Source organism: Serratia sp. SCBI, from assembly GCF_000747565.1.
GTDB classification, from domain to species: Bacteria; Pseudomonadota; Gammaproteobacteria; order Enterobacterales; family Enterobacteriaceae; genus Serratia; species Serratia ureilytica.
Window position 1 is genome coordinate 3,611,091 of record NZ_CP003424.1, and the last position, 14,969, is coordinate 3,626,059.

Consider the following 14,969-nt stretch of genomic DNA (forward strand, 5'->3'; position numbering starts at 1 on the left):
TAAAAACACGTTCGGTCTTATTTTTCAGGGACCTGCTTGTTTATCTGAACGCTAACCTGCTCTTTGCCGCTGAATGTCTGCAGCGAGCTTTCGCCGAACCAGTCCCCCGGCTGCGGCGTGGCCAATCCGTCCTGTGAGAGGCGCACACGCACCTGCACCTGATGCTGTGCCGAGAGTAGACGCTCGGGCATCATGGCGTTGCTGTCGTCCAGAGAGAAAGACAGCGGAAAACGGCTCAACGGCAATTGTTTTACCGCGACCGGCACCGGGCTGACGCCGTCGGTCACCGAGATAACCAGCGTCCCCTGCGGCGGCATGGCTTTCGCCGCCTGCGGTGACAGTGAAACAGTCACATTCAGTTTAACAGTTTCTCCGCCGGCCTGGGCTTTTGCTTGTGCAATACTGCGCTTTATCACTTCCGCGCGCGGATCGTTAGCCGGCAGCAGCTGCAGCATCACTTGCCAGGCGCCGATCGCCTGTTTGAAATCGCCCTGTTCGAAAGCGTTGAACGCCAACAGGCTGAGCACCCGCGGATCGCTGTGATTTTCCGCGATCATGCGCCGCAACAGCTGCGTCGCCTGCTTGTTATCCTCCGGATCGTTGGATCGCGTCAAGACCTCGGCATAGCCGAGCCGCACTTCCAGACTATTCGGATCCAATTGATAGGCATGAGCAAATGCCTGCGTGGCGGTGGTGGCGTTGTTCAACGCCATGCCGACGCGCCCCAGCATCATCCAGTCATTGATATTGCGATCGTCCTGCTGCAGCTCGGTGCGCAGCCCCAGCCCGAGGCGCGCGATCTCTTCCATGCTCAGCGGTTTGGCGCGCTCATTGGCGACGCGCTCACGCAATTCCGGCATTTGCGCCTGCACCAAACGCCAATCCAGCACCTGCGCCAACCCGCCGGTTTTCAGATAAAAGCCAACGGTCACCGCCAGCAATAACAACACGCCCGGCACTAACGCCCAACGGTTGATCGGTTTCACCTGCTCTGCCTGTTCGACGGGGATGTCGTTCAACAGGTTCTGTTGCAGCTCTTTAACCAGCTCCGGGCGCTCGGCCACCACGCCCTGCTGCTCGTCCTGCTCCAGTTCGCTGAGGCGATCCTGATAGAACGCCTTGTTCAGCGCATCGCGCGTAGCGGCGCTCTGCTTGCCGTGGCGCATCGCCGGCACCACCAGCAACGCGGCGGCGCCGGCCAGCAACACGCAAATAATCAGCCAAAAAGCCATTAGGGTTTCTTCCTGTCAGTCTCTTGCAACAACGCCGCCAGGCGCTGCCGTTCCCGTTCGGAGAATTCATCGTCCACCGCCGCGTCGGGCCGGCGACGGGTGCGCAGGATCACCACCGCCCCGCCTATCAGCACGAACAGCAGCGGGCCGATCCACAAGATCAGCGTCGCCGGCGTTACCGGCGGTTCGTAGGTGACGAAATTGCCATAACGCGCCACCATGTAATCGATGATCTGCTGCTTGCTTTGCCCCTGCATCATCAGCTCGTACACCTTGGTGCGCATGTCTGCGGCGATAATGGCGTTGGAATCGGCAATGCTGTTGTTCTGGCATTTCGGGCAGCGCAGCTGTTCGGTCAACTCGCGATACTGTTGCTCCTGCTCAACGGAGTTGAAGCGATAGGTATCGATCGCCGCAGCGGCGCTCCAGCTCAGCAATGCGGCGAACAGCAGGGCAATCAGCCTCATGCCTCACCCCCGTACTTTCTATACAGCGGCAGCACTTCCTGCTGCCAGACGCGCTCGTTCATGTCGCCGGCATGGCGATAGCGAATGATCCCCTGTCCGTCGATAAGGAAGGTCTCAGGCGCGCCGTACACCCCGAGATCCAATCCCAGCATGCCGTCGCCGTCGTACAGGCTGAGCGCATAGGGATTGCCGAGGGAATTAAGCCAGGTCACCGCCTTGGCGCGATCGTCTTTATAGTTCAGGCCGACCACCCGCACGCCGCGCGCCGCCAGCGTATTGAGATACTGGTGTTCCGCGCGGCAGGTCGGGCACCAGGTCGCCCAGACGTTGAGCAATATCGGCTTGCCGTCGCGCAGCACCGCCTGATCGTAGGTTTTGCCCGGCTGATCCAACGATTCCAGCCTGAAGGTCGGCACCGGTTTGCCGATCAGCGCCGACTCCAGCATGGTCGGATCTTCGCCGCCGGCGTTGCGCGTCAGTTGCACCATCAGGGCCGCCACCAGCAGCAGGAAGAGCACCAACGGGATAAACAGCAGCTTACGCTTCATGATTGCGCCTCCAGCTTGCCTTCACGCTTGAGCTTTTTGCTCATGCGATAACGCGGATCGAGAATGCACAGCAGGCCGCCGAGCGCCATAAAGACGCCGCCGAACCAGATCCAGCGCACGAAGGGTTTGTAATACAGGCGCACCGCCCAGGATCCGTCTTCCAGCTCCTCGCCCAGCGCTGCGTACAGATCGCGGCTGAACCCGCCGTCGATCGCCGCCTCGGTCATCATGCTGCGCGCCACGCTGTAGTAGCGTTTCTCCGCGTGCAGCGTCGCCTCCGGCTTGCCGTTGCGCGTGACGTCGATGATGCCGACGCCGCCGCTGTAGTTCGGGCCGCGAATGTCGTGCACGTCGCGGAACACGAAGTGATAGTTGTGGATATCCACGCTGTCGCCGGCCTTCATCCGTACGTCGCGCTCCACGCTGTAGTTCTGGCTGAAGGCGATGCCGATCACCGTCACCGCCACGCCGAGGTGGCCGAGCACCATGCCCCAGTGGCTGCGGGACAGCTGCCGCAGGCCGCGCCAGAAACCGTGACGATGGGTGGCGCGCTCATGCAGCTCCATCAGCGTCAGGATGATCACCCACAGCGCCATAATCAGGCCCACCACCGTCATGCCGGCGATGCTGTCCTGCAACAGCCACGGCAGCAGAATCGACAGCACCAGCGTCACCAGCAGCGCCACGCCGAGGCGGCGCCACAGCTTGCCCGGCTCATCGCGGCGCCAGCGCACCAGCGGCCCGATGCCCAACAGCAGCGCCAGCGGCGCCATCAGCCAGGTGAACATGGTGTTGAAGAACGGCTCGCCGATCGAAATGCTGCCCAGCCCCAACTGTTTGTGCACCAACGGCAGCAGCGTGCCCAACAGCACCACCAGCATGGCGGCGATCAGCAGCACGTTGTTGCCCAGCAGGAAGGTCTCGCGCGAGAAGGTCTCGTGCTGCACCCGGCTGCGCACCTGGCCGCCCTTGACCGCGTACAGCAGCAGCGAACCGCCGATGACGATCACCAGATAGGCGAGAATAAACATGCCGCGCGCCGGATCGGAGGCGAAGGAGTGCACCGAGACCAGCACGCCGGAGCGCACCAGGAAGGTGCCCAGCAGGCACAGCGAGAAAGCGGTGATCGCCAGCAACACCGTCCAGGCTTTGAACGTGCCGCGTTTCTCGGTCACCGCCAGCGAATGCATCAGCGCGGTGCCGGCCAGCCACGGCATAAAGGAAGCGTTCTCCACCGGATCCCAGAACCACCAACCGCCCCAGCCCAGCTCATAGTAGGCCCAGGCCGATCCGAGCACGATGCCCAGCGTGAGGAACACCCAGGCGGCGGTGGTCCACGGGCGCGACCAGCGCGCCCAGGCGGTGTCGAGCCGGCCGGCCATCAGCGAGGCGATGGCGAACGCGAAGGCGACCGAGAAGCCGACATAGCCCATGTACAGCAGCGGCGGGTGGAAGATCAGGCCGATATCCTGCAGCAGCGGGTTGAGATCGCTGCCGTCGATCGGGAAGTTAGGCAACGTGCGGGTGAACGGGTTGGAGGTCATGATGATGAACAGCAGGAAGCCGGCGGTGATCATGCCCATCACCGACAACACCCGCGCCACCGCGTCCTGTGGCATCGCCCGGCTGCACAACGCCACCGCCAGCGACCAGCAGCTCAGCAGCAGCACCCACAGCAGCAACGAACCTTCGTGCGCCCCCCAGGTGGCGGCGATGCGGTAATACACCGGCAGTTGGGTATTGGAGTTGGTGGCCACGTAGGCGACGGTAAAGTCATTGACCACGAAGGCATGCACCAGGCACAGGAACGCCAGCGCAATCGCGGCGAACATGCCGTAGGTCAGCGGGCGGGCCACCGCCATCATGCGGCTGTCCTGCCGCGCCGCGCCCCACTGCGGGTAAATGCTCAGCAACAGCGCGATCGCCAGCGCCAGGCACAGCAGAAAACTGCCCAGTTCCGGCATCATGACTTGGCGCCCTCCGCCTGCGGCGCGTTATACGCTTCCGCCGGCCCTTTGTGATTCTCTTTCATCGCGTCGGCCACTTCCGGCGGGGTGTATTTCTCGTCGTGCTTGGCCAGCACTTCGCGCGCGTTGACCACGTTGCCCTCGCCCAGCACGCCCTGCGCCACCACGCCCTGCCCTTCGCGGAACAGGTCCGGCAGAATGCCGGTGTAGGTCACGCCGATCGCGCCGCGCGCATCGTAAATCTTGAAGCTGACCTGCAGCGTATTGGGATCGCGTTTCACCGAGCCGGGCATCACCATGCCGCCGATGCGCAACCGCTGGCCAACCTTGGGCTTCTCATGGTTTTCGCCCTTGCCCTGCAGGATTTCACCCGGGGTGTAGAACAGATCGATGTTGGAGCGCAGCGCGTACAGCATCAGAGTTGCGGTCAGCGCGATGCCGATCAGCACAACGATCGCCAGATAAAGGCGGCTTTTACGACGTGGATTCACAATGATTTCTCCCGCGGTGCGGCGGATTTTTGTTTTGATTGTTGCGCATGGCGAATGCGCCGCTCGCGCGCCTGACGGCGGCCGATCTCGGCGAGCAATAGCCGTCGCTGCCAGACGGTGTGCGCCACCAGCCCCAACAGCGAAATCAGCGTGACGGCGACCGCCAGCCAGACATAAAAGGCATAACCGCCCATGGCGAAAAACGCCGGCCAGGAATCGAACGCGGCATTCATGACTGACGCTCCTTATTCACCAGCCCGGCAACCCACGGGCGCTGGCGCTCCTGGAACAGGATAAGATTGCGCAGGCGCATCAGCGTCAGCGTGATGAACAACAGCAGATAGCCGAGGATCGCCCAGCGCAGCGGGGTGCGCATGCTTGGCGCGATGGATTGCTGCATGTTGGTCGAGCCCTGATGCAGCGTATTCCACCATTCGACGGAGAAATGGATGATCGGAATGTTCACCACGCCCACCAGCACCAGAATGCCGGCGGCCCGGCCCGCCAGGCGACGGTCTTCAAAAGCGTTATACAGCGCGATAACGCCCATATAGAGGAACAGCAGCACCAGCTCGGAGGTCAGCCGCGCGTCCCATACCCACCAGGTGCCCCACATCGGCTTACCCCAGGCGGAACCGGTCACCAGCGCGATAAAGGTGAACACCGCGCCGATCGGCGCCATCGCCGCCACCACGGTATCGGACATTTTCATCTGCCACACCAGGCCGATAAACGCCGCCACCGCCATCGAGGCGTAGATGCCCATCGACCACATGGCCGCCGGGACATGAATATAAATGATGCGGAAGCTGTCGCCCTGCTGATAATCCTTCGGCGCGAAGCCAAAGCCCCATGCCCAGCCGAGCAGCAGGCAGGCCGCCGCCGCCAGCCCCAGCCAGGGGATAAAGCGGCCGCAGACGTGATACAGCCGTTCGGGCCGCGCCAGTTGATGTAACCATTTCCACATTGTCGTCAGTGCTCACGGTAATTTTTATGCGTCGGCCGCTCCGAGCGTTCGAAACGGCGAAAATCTTCTGCGGGGTACGCTCTTGTCGGCCTTGCCCCGTCTGTTCATTCAATACGTTAGCTAGTGCACGCTCACTCTCAGCGCCGCCGCGGTGGCAAACGGCGCCAATGTCACGCTGCCCGCCAGCATCGCGCCGAGTATCGCCAGATAACCGTCGATCGGCATGCCCATCGAGGCGGCGTCGATCGCGCCGGTGGCGAAGATCAGCACCGGGATATACAGCGGCAGCACCAGCAGGCTGAGCAGCACGCCCCCTTTGCGCAGGCCGACGGTCAGCCCCACGCCGATAGCGCCGATCAGACTCAGCGTCGGCGTGCCGAGCAGCAGCGTACCCGCCACCGCCAGCCAGGTTTGCATATCGAGCGACAGCAGCAGCGCCACCAGCGGCGACAGGATCAGCAGCGGCAATCCCGTCACAACCCAGTGAGCACACACTTTGCCCAGCACCGTCATCGGCAGCGGCGTCGGCAGCAGCAACAGCTGCTCCAGCGAACCGTCGAGAAAGTCGTCGCGAAACAGCCGCTCCAGCGACAGCAGCGAAGCCAGCAGCGCCGCCACCCACACGATGCCCGGCGCAATGCGCGCCAGCAGCTGCGGTTCAGGGCCAATCCCCAGCGGGAACAGCGTGATCACAATCAGGAAAAACCACAGTGGGTTGACGATCTCCGACCCTTTACGGCAGGCGATCTTCAATTCGCGACGCACCAGAGTCAAAAACATCACAAACTCCCCGCGTCGTGTTCCGCCAAACGAATTTTGCCCACCGTTTGGCTGACGCCGGCCAAATCCTGATGCGTGGTCAACAATACCATGCCGCCCCGCTGCGCATGTTGTTCAAAAAGGCTAATCAACTCGGCCACGCCCTGTTTATCGATTGCCGTCAACGGTTCATCGAGGATCCACAGCGGCGCCGCGCTGAGCCACAATCGCGCCAGCGCCACCCGCCGCTGTTGCCCGGCCGAAAGCTGCGCCACCGGCAGATCTTCGTACCCCACCAACCCCACCTGCTCCAGCGCGCGCCAGATGGCCTGATGCTCGGCCGCGCCGCGCACCGCCTGATAAAACTGCAGATTTTCAAAGGGTGTCAATACGGCTTTGATGCCCGGTTGATGGCCGATAAACAGCAAATCTTGCTGATACGCCGCGCGATCGCGCAGCGTGTTGCGCCCGCGCCAGCACACCTCACCGCCGTCCGGCCGCGCCAGACCGGCGAGGATGCGCAGCAAACTGGTCTTGCCCGCGCCGTTCGGCCCTTCTACCTGAATGATATCGCCCGGCTGAACTGAAAAGCTTAGCTCGCTAAACAGGATGCGCTCATCGCGCACGCAACTCAGACTTTTGGCTTCCAGCATCAGGGAACTCATATTTTTCTTTGGGATAGCGAATCATAGCATAAGCCTTTCCCCGCACGCAGCCTGCGGCGGGCGCGCCGAGGGGCCAATATGGCGAGCAGGATCAAGAATGCGTGGAAAAAATCGGCGGATTTTAACTCTTGTTACCTTTTTCTGTATTTCGCCGCATTTAGACCGGGCAACTACGCTTAATGACGTGAACTCACCCTTATTGAGCAGGAGCGACAGCATGAACGAACAGCCACGCCAGGAGCACGAGCCGGATGAGACAATGCAGGTAGAGAGCGAAGAGCAGGAACAGGGCAAACGCGAAATCGAAGTCAGGGAAGAAAATTTGCCTTCGCGCGCGGCGGCGGTGCATGAGCAGATCCGGATGGAAGGCGAAAAAGAACTGGAGCGCGACGGGCTGGCGCTGCTGTGGTCGGCGATCGCCGCCGGACTGTCGATGGGCGCCTCGCTGGCGGCGAAAGGCATTTTCCACGCCCGCTTGCCGGACGATCCCAGCCGCTTTTTCATTGAGAACCTCGGCTACACCTTCGGTTTTATCATTGTCATTATGGCGCGCCAGCAGCTGTTTACCGAAAACACCGTCACGGCGGTGTTGCCGATCATGCATAAACCCACGCCGCGCAACCTGCTTATCCTGCTGCGCCTGTGGGGCGTGGTGCTGCTCGGCAATCTGATCGGCACCGCGCTGGCGGCGCTGGCGTTTACCCATATGCCGCTGTTCGACGCCGAAACGCGCCGCGCCTTCATCAGCCTGGGCGAAGAGGTGATGCGCCATACGCCGGGAGAAATGTTCGCCAACGGCATCCTGGCCGGCTGGATCATCGCCACCATGGTATGGATGTTCCCGGCCGCCGGCGCGGCGAAAATCTGGGTGATCGTGTTGATGACTTACCTGGTGGCGATTTGCGATTTGACGCATATCGTGGTCGGCTCGGTGGAGATCCTGTATCTGGTGTTCAACGGCGCGATGGGATGGCAAGCATTCGTTTATCCGTTCGCCCTGCCGACGCTGGCGGGCAACATCATCGGCGGCACCTTTATCTTTGCGCTGATAAGCCACGCACAAATCCGCAACGATTTGAGCGCCAAAAATAAGGCGGCGCGCCTGCAAGAGGAAAAACGGCGCCACGGCGGGGAAAAACCGTGATCGCCGTCGGTTAGCCGAGGAAATTTCGGCGCGAACTGGCGAGGTATTGAGCAAACGCGCCGCTAAGCGCTTATTCTGCGGGTAAAAAAAGGTATAATGCCCCGGCAGCTTCGGTTGCCGGTCCGCAGCGTCCCCGTAGTTAAACGGATATAACAAGCCCCTCCTAAGGGCTAGTTACTGGTTCGATTCCAGTCGGGGACGCCATTTTTCCTTATCGAGCCAATGCGCATCGACCGCCCGCGGCCCCTGCTTCAATCCCTTGTTCAGCCCTAATTTCATCCCTGCGGGTGCAGGCACGCCATCCAGGTCATTCCTGCCAACGCGATTGGCTGATGTTCCCAATTATTGGCCATCGCATTTCCTGAAAACATGAACAGAATGAATGCCAGCGTGAATTGAATGGCCCGTTTCCCTAAACCGGCGACGATGATTCGGCCAAAGGCAGACAGCCTTAAATACAGTAGCAGGAGTGCGCGGTGCCGTTTATTCATCGAATCGGGGCGATTTTCTCTATCCATGACGTCTCCTTTTCCATCACTACGTCACAGGAATAAGTATATCGACATTGATAACTTTACTGTTTGAATTTTCATCTCTATATAGCTCGATAAAGAAGCTTTCCCTCATTTTGGCGTTGATAGCCGGCAAGTAAGCGTCATATATCCCCTCAAAAAAATTAACGTACTCAGGCAACTCGCCCATAAAGGGAATAACAATATATTTGCCCATTGGGATATAGAAGTTGAAGATGGAGTGAAAAACCGCCTGCTCCTTGCCGTTGGCATGGCATTTATTCCCCCTGCTTTTCTCTACATTATATGCCCCCCAATTTTTGCTTAGCCGTTTCTCATTAGTCTGCGCAATATCATTGGCATCTCTGTATTTCCTTATAGAATGGAAAATTAATGTTTTGTAATGCTTCAGCATCTCGATGTCATCCGGCATGACCGTATGATAGAAATAGGGTTTATTATCGTTGCCGTACGGGGGGATCTGCGTGGAAAAATCCCATCCCCGGCTGTTTCTAAAGCTGTTGGGCGTTTCGCCAAAGAAACGTTTGAATGCCCGGGTGTAGCATTGCTGAGAGGCAAACCCCGATGCCAAGGCGACATCCAATATGTTCCCTTGATGCTGTTTGAGCAAGACAGCCGATCGGCTCAGCTTTCTATTCCTGATATACGTCCCGAGCGTAATGCCAAAATAATGCTTAAACAACCGCTGTAAATGCCATTTAGAGTAACCCGAGATAATTGAAACCTTCTCAACCGAAAGCCCTTCCACAATATTCTTTTCCATATACTCCAATACTTGTAAAAGAATATCTCTTCTGTAATCCATGTGCGCTCCTTGCATTTATAAAAGCCGTATCCTTTTCATTAAAATCGTTAAGCGAAGAAATTAAGTCATTAAGATTAATCCTAAAAAATCACGCCCTCTTTTTTTTATTCTCACACCCTCCAAGAGGTCATTATATAAATAACTGAAAATGATCATGTTATATAAATCCACCCACAAGAAAATCGAAAAACAAAATTTAACGACACAAAGTGCATCTATTGAAGGAGCACTTGCGCCGCCAGTGAGAATCACACTTTCTGTTAAATTTTTATCTTAAAGTGTTTTTTATCGCATCAATTGCATGGCCGAATAGGAATTTCATCATCAGAAATGAAATCGCATTTTATAGCCTTGATTGTTGATAACACTTATTGCAGCTAATGGGTAAAGCCTGAGCCGTGGCTAAGGAAGCTGAGAGGAATAAACGCAAAGCCTGAACATCAGGCTTAATAATCACATGTCGCAACAGTGAGTTTCTTTTTTATCTTTCCCTGCACAGAAAAAGCGGATGCATCAACAAATCATGTTAGAGGTCATATATTGCCTTCCCGTCCCGGGGGCATTGATGCTCCCGCACCGCGCCAGCCTCTCCGCCGTCAAGCGCCAAGCCGATACGCGCCATAGTTTGTTACCGTAACCGCCCGCTCCTCAAAAAAAAGCCCAGCACGCAAAGCTGGGCTTTTCATCCAATGAGCGGATTAGTCCGTCAGGTTGTCGATTTCTGCCGCTCTGTGCTTACGCAACAGATACAGCAGCAAGGACACCCGTCGCTCGGTCCGTTCCGGGGTATCCGGCGGCAAGTTATAGCGCAAGGTGTAACGCTCGTTGTTCTCGTTGCAAAAATCGATGACCAGTACGGGCGCGGACGCTCCCGCCACTTTTCGATAATTCAGCGAGATGCACGACAGGTTTTTGCCCATCTCAACTCACCGCGACGGTACGGCGGGTTGACTCGGCAATTCGCCCCACGCCGGCGCTCAACGCAGCGCCCAGCAACAGTATCAGCAGTGAGCCCCACGCGGCGCGAGAGAGTTGCTTGGCCGCTTCATCAGCCGCTTCACGCGCTTTCTGCTCGGCCTCGGCCTTGAGTTTTTCCACCTTCTGCACCGCCTGCTGATAAGCCTGGGCGTAGTTATCGACGATTTGGCTCGCTTCATCACGGCTCTTGCCGGTACGCGCCGCAACAATATTCACCAGCGCGTCCTTATCGGCGGCGCTCAACGTCGGCTCACCGGACTGCTTAACGCGCTCGAACCACTGCTTAAGCTCGGTGGCGGCCTGCGCCGGATCGGCCGCGGCATCCACGGCCGACTGTTTGCCGTCGGCGGCCGCCCGATTGGCTTTCTGCTCCAACCGAGCCGGATCCAGCTCCGGCTTACCGCTCTGCTTAAGCGTTGCGTTCAACTGGCTTTCCAGGTTTCCCCAGTCCAGGCTGATGCCCTTTTTATCCAACTGTTGCTTCAGGCTGTCGCCCACGCTTGGCGCCGCCGCCGCCAGGCCGCTGCCCGCCAGCGAGAGCCCTTTGCCAACCGCGTTGCCAGCCAGCCCCACCACGCCGCTCGCCAGTGACACCATCAACCAGGTGGTCAGCAAGGTGGTGATCGCCCAGCTCAGCAGGCCATGCAAGCCGCCGCGATTCGGCGCGGTGCGGCCGGCGACGAACGCGCCTGCGGCCAACGACGCCAGCGTTGAAACCAGCAGCCAGATCCCGGTGCCGGTGCCAAAACCGCTCAGCGGGTTGCCCTTTTGCATCATATCCACGGCCTGGGCGCCGATCGCCGTCCCCAGCACGCTGAATATCAGATAAGTCACCAGCGCCACGGCACTCCCGGCCAATATCGAGCCCCATGACACCTGAAACGCAAAGCGATTTGATTCATAGACAGTGGTCATCGTTGTTCCTTATATTTTCTGGACAAGTGATTGCACGCACGGCAGAAAACCGCGCAGACAAATTCAGTCTGCCGCGCGACATCATCGGCCGTCCCGGTTCATTTGCACCAGAACGCCTGGTGCATTCACACCCTGCGAATACGCACGTTATGCACTAAGCTGCTCAGCGAGTAGCGTAACCCGCGGCCCCTAGAGAGGCCGCTCCCCTTCTGTCTAGCGGAGAACACATGAGCCAATCCGTCTTGGCCAGCGAAACCAACCGCGGCCACCTGCAGCAAATCATCTCCGGCTTGTCCGACGGCGTGATCCTGACGGATACCGATCAAACCCTGCTATGGGCCAACGAGGCCGCGTTAGCCATGCATGGCGTGAGCCACCAGCAAGCCCTGGGGGCCAATGCCGGCGAGTACGCGGCGCGTTTTGCCCTGCGCTATCGCAACAACCATCCGCTGGCTTTGGAGCAGTACCCTTTGAACCGGGTTGCCGATGGCGAGACCTTCACCGATGTGGTGGTGGAAGTTCGCCAGGTCGACGATCCGGACAGTTTCTGGGTGCACCGCCTGCGGAGCCTGATCGTCACCGATCCGCAGGGGCAGCCGGAGCTGCTGGCGCTGATCATGAGCGACGCGACGGAGTGGGCCAGCGCCGAACAGCGCTTTGAAAAAACCTTTAACGCCAATCCGGCGCCGGCGGTCATCTGTCGGCTCAGCGATCTGCGCTACGTCAAGGTCAATCAAGGGTTCCTTGATATGACCGGTTACCAACGTGAACAGGTCTTGGGGCGTTCGGTTTATGAACTGGACGTCCTGCAACAGGCCGAGCATAAAGAGCTGGCGGTGCAGCGCCTGGGGGAAGGCGCCACCATTCCGCAGATGGAGGCCGAGCTGAAACTGCCCGATGGAGGCAGCAAGCTGGTGGTGGTTGCCGGTCAACCGTTGGACATCAATGAAGACGACTGCATGCTGTTCACGTTTACCGATCTCGAACCCCGGCGCCAGGCTGAATCGGCGCTGCGAGAAAGTGAAGAGCGGTTCGCCAAATCTTTCCGCCTGAGCCCGGTGCCAACGCTGGTGTGCACCGCAGACGGGCGGCGCGTGCTGGATGTTAACGAAGCCTTCACCCGCGCCATCGAATACGACGCCGAAGCCTTGATCGGCAAATCGGTCGACGAGATCCCGGTTTTTGACGATCCCGAGGCGGGCAGCCGTTTGTTTGCCGCCCTGGAAAAAACCGGCAATGTCGAAGGGATGGACATCCGGGTGCGCAAGAAAGGGAGCGAGTTAATCGACTGCGTGGCCTCGGCGGATGCCGTCAGCATCCATAATGCGCCCTGCTATCTGTTGGTGCTCATGGACATTACCGAACGCAAGCGCTCGGAGCTGGAGCTGGTGAACGCCATCGAGGAAGTGATGCAGGACGCCTCGTGGTTTAGCCAAACCCTGATCGAAAAACTGGCTAATGTGAAAAGCATCAATCGCTCCAACCAGGCCGGGTTTGCCGCCAGCGATCTCACCCCGCGCGAGCGCGATGTGCTGGGTTTGATCTGCGAGGGACTGCCGGACAAGAAAATCGCGGCGCGCCTCAATCTGGCGCTCAACACCATTCGCAATCATGTCGCGACGGTCTATTCCAAACTCGGCGTGCACAGCCGCAGCGAAGCCATCGTATGGGCCAGAGAACGCGGGCTGTTTACCGGCGGACCGGCCTCGATGAATGGCAAGTAGCCTGCAAATGCACTAGCCATACCGATGCAAACGCCCCTTATGAGCACCGAGTGAAGTGCATAACATGGCGGTGCAAATGCAGGCTTTCGCCCTGAGCGAACGCCAAACGGATCGAACCTAAGGAGCGCATCATAATGAACAGCGAAAAAGCCAATGGCATGATGGAAAAAGTGGCGGGCAAAGCGCAGGAAATCGCGGGCGACGTCAGCGGCAACGAACGTTGGCAGGCCGAAGGCGTCACGCGCCAGGCAGTGGGCGCGCTGCAAGAAAAATACGGTGACGCCCTGAGCTGCGCCGGCAGCATGATGAAGAAAAATCCCCTCGCCGCGTTGGCACTCGTTGCCGGCGCAGGTCTGTTGGCCGGCCTGCTGCTGCGTCGCCGTTGATGGGCGCCGACGAGCAAACCACTTTTCCCTGAATGCCGTGTCCGGTGGGCAGCCACCGGGCACGGTTCTTTGCCAGGCGGGGGATTGCTGCCTCCCTCTCGTTGGCATCCGGGCTTAACGCGTGCTCTGCGTCGCCATGCGACGGATTATTATGGCGAAACCGTTATATCCCGCATGGAACATGAGCCTTTATCGTTCAGGCTGTCGCACACCGCCTTTACTCGCGGCTTAACGGCACCTCTTTTATTATATTCGTCCTATTGCTGATTATCATCGCCCTCTCAATCAACGCCCCCAGCGCCTGTTATTTCCGCTTGTTATGCAAGTAAGTTAATTTTCCCTCAAGATAACGAAATTCCTCGGCATAAAAACCGAATATATCAATCAGGCTGGGTTTATCCTCCGCACCATTAAATGTTAATATTGCCGGATTATGCGCACGGAGAAATAGCATGTTCCCCAGTAAAAAACATTCGCAGCGGGCGACACCGCTGACCAGCTATCAATTTTCCAGGCTGCATACTTTCGAATGCGTCGCCCGTCATTTATCTTTTGCGCTGGCGGCACAAGAATTGTCGATCACCCCCAGCGCCGTGAGCCACCGCATTAATTTGCTCGAAAAGGAATTGGGGTTTCAGCTATTCCAACGCTTTCATCGCAGAATTACGCTGACGCCGGAGGGCGAGCGCATGCAATGGGCGCTGGACAGCTCCTTCAACACCTTGAATCAGGAAATCCTGGACATCAAAAATCGCGAGTTGACGGGGACCTTGACCCTCTACTCGCACCCGTCCCTGGTGCAATGTCTGCTGCTGCCGCGCATCGGCGACTTTATCGCCCAGCACCCCACCATTCACCTCAACATTCTGACCGGGCAGGAAATCATCAACCTGGCCAACCGCGGCGTGGATCTGGCGATGTACTTCGGCAAACTGCGCTCGGGGCGGCATCTGGAAGAGGCCTTTATGCAGGAATCGATGGTGCCGATCTGCACGCCGCAGTACGCCGCCGCACATAATCTGTATGATGCGCCGGAAAACCTGGCTCACTGTACGCTGCTGCACGATCGCTACAACTCCGGCGAAGATGAGTGGCAAACCTGGTCACAACACTTTGCGCTGGGGCTGGATACCGACAGTAAAAGTATGGAATTCGACCGTTCCGATCTCGCGGTGCTGGCCGCTACGCGGCACCTTGGCGTCGCCATGGGGCGGCTTAATCTGGTGCAGGACTGGATCAAAAGCGGCGAGCTGATCATTCCGTTCGCCGATATGACCGTGCCCTGCGAACACTGCTATTTTACCTCGACCATCTCCGAGCGGCAGTGGCCGAAGATCCTCGCGTTTAAGCAGTGGATAATGAAAATATCCCCTCTGGTCTGATGGCCA

At 58.7% G+C, this 14,969-nt stretch carries 17 protein-coding genes and 1 tRNA gene; 5 read left to right on the forward strand and 13 right to left on the reverse strand.

Features of this window, described 5'->3' with window-relative positions; all coding sequences use genetic code 11:
- Positions 1-17 precede the first annotated feature (17 nt).
- The 9 genes from ccmI to ccmA all read right to left on the reverse strand — a co-directional run bounded on the left by ccmI (position 18) and on the right by ccmA (position 7,084).
- Positions 18-1,232, reverse strand: coding sequence for a c-type cytochrome biogenesis protein CcmI (ccmI, locus tag SERRSCBI_RS16930; protein ID WP_042785125.1), 1,215 nt, complete (start codon positions 1,230-1,232; stop codon positions 18-20).
- Positions 1,232-1,699 (reverse strand): cytochrome c-type biogenesis protein, encoded by a 468-nt coding sequence (locus tag SERRSCBI_RS16935; protein ID WP_033643915.1) that lies wholly within the window; start codon positions 1,697-1,699, stop codon positions 1,232-1,234. Before SERRSCBI_RS16935 ends, ccmI begins: the two co-directional genes overlap by 1 nt.
- Positions 1,696-2,247 (reverse strand): DsbE family thiol:disulfide interchange protein, encoded by a 552-nt coding sequence (locus tag SERRSCBI_RS16940; protein ID WP_033643916.1) that lies wholly within the window; start codon positions 2,245-2,247, stop codon positions 1,696-1,698. The genes SERRSCBI_RS16935 and SERRSCBI_RS16940 overlap by 4 nt, the downstream gene beginning before the upstream one ends.
- Positions 2,244-4,214 carry a heme lyase CcmF/NrfE family subunit gene (locus tag SERRSCBI_RS16945; protein ID WP_033643917.1) on the reverse strand — a complete coding sequence of 657 codons (1,971 nt, stop codon included), beginning with the start codon at positions 4,212-4,214 and terminating at the stop codon, positions 2,244-2,246. The genes SERRSCBI_RS16940 and SERRSCBI_RS16945 overlap by 4 nt, the downstream gene beginning before the upstream one ends.
- On the reverse strand, positions 4,211-4,705 hold the full coding sequence (ccmE, locus tag SERRSCBI_RS16950) for a cytochrome c maturation protein CcmE (RefSeq protein WP_042785126.1): 495 nt from the start codon (positions 4,703-4,705) through the stop codon (positions 4,211-4,213). Before ccmE ends, SERRSCBI_RS16945 begins: the two co-directional genes overlap by 4 nt.
- Positions 4,702-4,938: a heme exporter protein CcmD gene (gene ccmD / locus SERRSCBI_RS16955; protein ID WP_033651976.1), complete on the reverse strand. Its 237-nt coding sequence runs from the start codon at positions 4,936-4,938 to the stop codon at positions 4,702-4,704. The genes ccmE and ccmD overlap by 4 nt, the downstream gene beginning before the upstream one ends.
- Positions 4,935-5,672 carry a heme ABC transporter permease gene (locus tag SERRSCBI_RS16960; RefSeq protein WP_042785127.1) on the reverse strand — a complete coding sequence of 246 codons (738 nt, stop codon included), beginning with the start codon at positions 5,670-5,672 and terminating at the stop codon, positions 4,935-4,937. The genes ccmD and SERRSCBI_RS16960 overlap by 4 nt, the downstream gene beginning before the upstream one ends.
- 120 nt (positions 5,673-5,792) lie before the next feature.
- Positions 5,793-6,452, reverse strand: a complete 660-nt coding sequence (gene ccmB, locus SERRSCBI_RS16965) for a heme exporter protein CcmB (RefSeq protein ID WP_025303731.1) — start codon at positions 6,450-6,452, stop codon at positions 5,793-5,795.
- A complete protein-coding gene (gene ccmA, locus SERRSCBI_RS16970; protein ID WP_015378626.1) occupies positions 6,452-7,084 on the reverse strand; it encodes a cytochrome c biogenesis heme-transporting ATPase CcmA in 633 nt (210 codons plus the stop codon). Before ccmA ends, ccmB begins: the two co-directional genes overlap by 1 nt.
- A gap of 229 nt (positions 7,085-7,313) precedes the next feature.
- Here ccmA and SERRSCBI_RS16975 point away from each other — a divergent pair, with 229 nt between their 5' ends.
- Both SERRSCBI_RS16975 and SERRSCBI_RS16980 read left to right on the forward strand, forming a co-directional pair.
- A complete protein-coding gene (locus tag SERRSCBI_RS16975; protein ID WP_042785128.1) occupies positions 7,314-8,240 on the forward strand; it encodes a formate/nitrite transporter family protein in 927 nt (308 codons plus the stop codon).
- 129 nt (positions 8,241-8,369) lie between these two features.
- Positions 8,370-8,444, forward strand: a tRNA-Arg gene (locus SERRSCBI_RS16980).
- A 71-nt stretch (positions 8,445-8,515) separates the two neighbouring features.
- On the opposite strand, the gene SERRSCBI_RS16985 is transcribed toward SERRSCBI_RS16980, so the two are convergent.
- The 4 genes from SERRSCBI_RS16985 to SERRSCBI_RS17000 all read right to left on the reverse strand — a co-directional run bounded on the left by SERRSCBI_RS16985 (position 8,516) and on the right by SERRSCBI_RS17000 (position 11,471).
- Positions 8,516-8,758: a hypothetical protein gene (locus SERRSCBI_RS16985; protein ID WP_033643920.1), complete on the reverse strand. Its 243-nt coding sequence runs from the start codon at positions 8,756-8,758 to the stop codon at positions 8,516-8,518.
- Positions 8,759-8,777: 19 nt separating this feature from the next.
- Positions 8,778-9,578, reverse strand: a complete 801-nt coding sequence (locus tag SERRSCBI_RS16990) for a helix-turn-helix domain-containing protein (RefSeq protein ID WP_033643921.1) — start codon at positions 9,576-9,578, stop codon at positions 8,778-8,780.
- Between the two features lie 698 nt (positions 9,579-10,276).
- A complete protein-coding gene (locus SERRSCBI_RS16995) occupies positions 10,277-10,498 on the reverse strand; it encodes a hypothetical protein (protein ID WP_033643922.1) in 222 nt (73 codons plus the stop codon).
- Position 10,499: 1 nt separating this feature from the next.
- Positions 10,500-11,471, reverse strand: a complete 972-nt coding sequence (locus tag SERRSCBI_RS17000) for a hypothetical protein (RefSeq protein WP_042785129.1) — start codon at positions 11,469-11,471, stop codon at positions 10,500-10,502.
- Between the two features lie 227 nt (positions 11,472-11,698).
- Between SERRSCBI_RS17000 and SERRSCBI_RS17005 the strand changes: the two genes are divergently transcribed.
- From SERRSCBI_RS17005 to dsdC, 3 genes are all read left to right on the forward strand, one after another.
- Positions 11,699-13,195: a PAS domain S-box protein gene (locus SERRSCBI_RS17005; RefSeq protein WP_042785130.1), complete on the forward strand. Its 1,497-nt coding sequence runs from the start codon at positions 11,699-11,701 to the stop codon at positions 13,193-13,195.
- 134 nt (positions 13,196-13,329) lie between these two features.
- On the forward strand, positions 13,330-13,581 hold the full coding sequence (locus SERRSCBI_RS17010; RefSeq protein ID WP_033643925.1) for a CsbD family protein: 252 nt from the start codon (positions 13,330-13,332) through the stop codon (positions 13,579-13,581).
- 452 nt (positions 13,582-14,033) lie between these two features.
- Positions 14,034-14,963 carry a DNA-binding transcriptional regulator DsdC gene (gene dsdC, locus SERRSCBI_RS17015; protein WP_042785131.1) on the forward strand — a complete coding sequence of 310 codons (930 nt, stop codon included), beginning with the start codon at positions 14,034-14,036 and terminating at the stop codon, positions 14,961-14,963.
- Positions 14,964-14,969: the final 6 nt, after the last annotated feature.

Bases quoted from the DNA above. Each gene is read 5' to 3' on its own strand.
- ccmI (WP_042785125.1), bottom strand. From the start codon at position 1,232: ATGGCTTTTTGGCTGATTATTTGCGTGTTGCTGGCCGGCGCCGCCGCG.
- SERRSCBI_RS17010 (WP_033643925.1), top strand. From the start codon at position 13,330: ATGAACAGCGAAAAAGCCAATGGCATGATGGAAAAAGTGGCGGGCAAA.
- SERRSCBI_RS16945 (WP_033643917.1), bottom strand. From the start codon at position 4,214: ATGATGCCGGAACTGGGCAGTTTTCTGCTGTGCCTGGCGCTGGCGATC.
- SERRSCBI_RS16985 (WP_033643920.1), bottom strand. From the start codon at position 8,758: ATGGATAGAGAAAATCGCCCCGATTCGATGAATAAACGGCACCGCGCA.
- SERRSCBI_RS16975 (WP_042785128.1), top strand. From the start codon at position 7,314: ATGAACGAACAGCCACGCCAGGAGCACGAGCCGGATGAGACAATGCAG.
- SERRSCBI_RS16990 (WP_033643921.1), bottom strand. From the start codon at position 9,578: ATGGATTACAGAAGAGATATTCTTTTACAAGTATTGGAGTATATGGAA.
- SERRSCBI_RS17005 (WP_042785130.1), top strand. From the start codon at position 11,699: ATGAGCCAATCCGTCTTGGCCAGCGAAACCAACCGCGGCCACCTGCAG.
- SERRSCBI_RS16935 (WP_033643915.1), bottom strand. From the start codon at position 1,699: ATGAGGCTGATTGCCCTGCTGTTCGCCGCATTGCTGAGCTGGAGCGCC.
- dsdC (WP_042785131.1), top strand. From the start codon at position 14,034: ATGTTCCCCAGTAAAAAACATTCGCAGCGGGCGACACCGCTGACCAGC.
- ccmB (WP_025303731.1), bottom strand. From the start codon at position 6,452: ATGTTTTTGACTCTGGTGCGTCGCGAATTGAAGATCGCCTGCCGTAAA.
- SERRSCBI_RS16995 (WP_033643922.1), bottom strand. From the start codon at position 10,498: ATGGGCAAAAACCTGTCGTGCATCTCGCTGAATTATCGAAAAGTGGCG.
- SERRSCBI_RS16960 (WP_042785127.1), bottom strand. From the start codon at position 5,672: ATGTGGAAATGGTTACATCAACTGGCGCGGCCCGAACGGCTGTATCAC.
- ccmD (WP_033651976.1), bottom strand. From the start codon at position 4,938: ATGAATGCCGCGTTCGATTCCTGGCCGGCGTTTTTCGCCATGGGCGGT.
- SERRSCBI_RS16940 (WP_033643916.1), bottom strand. From the start codon at position 2,247: ATGAAGCGTAAGCTGCTGTTTATCCCGTTGGTGCTCTTCCTGCTGCTG.
- ccmA (WP_015378626.1), bottom strand. From the start codon at position 7,084: ATGCTGGAAGCCAAAAGTCTGAGTTGCGTGCGCGATGAGCGCATCCTG.
- SERRSCBI_RS17000 (WP_042785129.1), bottom strand. From the start codon at position 11,471: ATGACCACTGTCTATGAATCAAATCGCTTTGCGTTTCAGGTGTCATGG.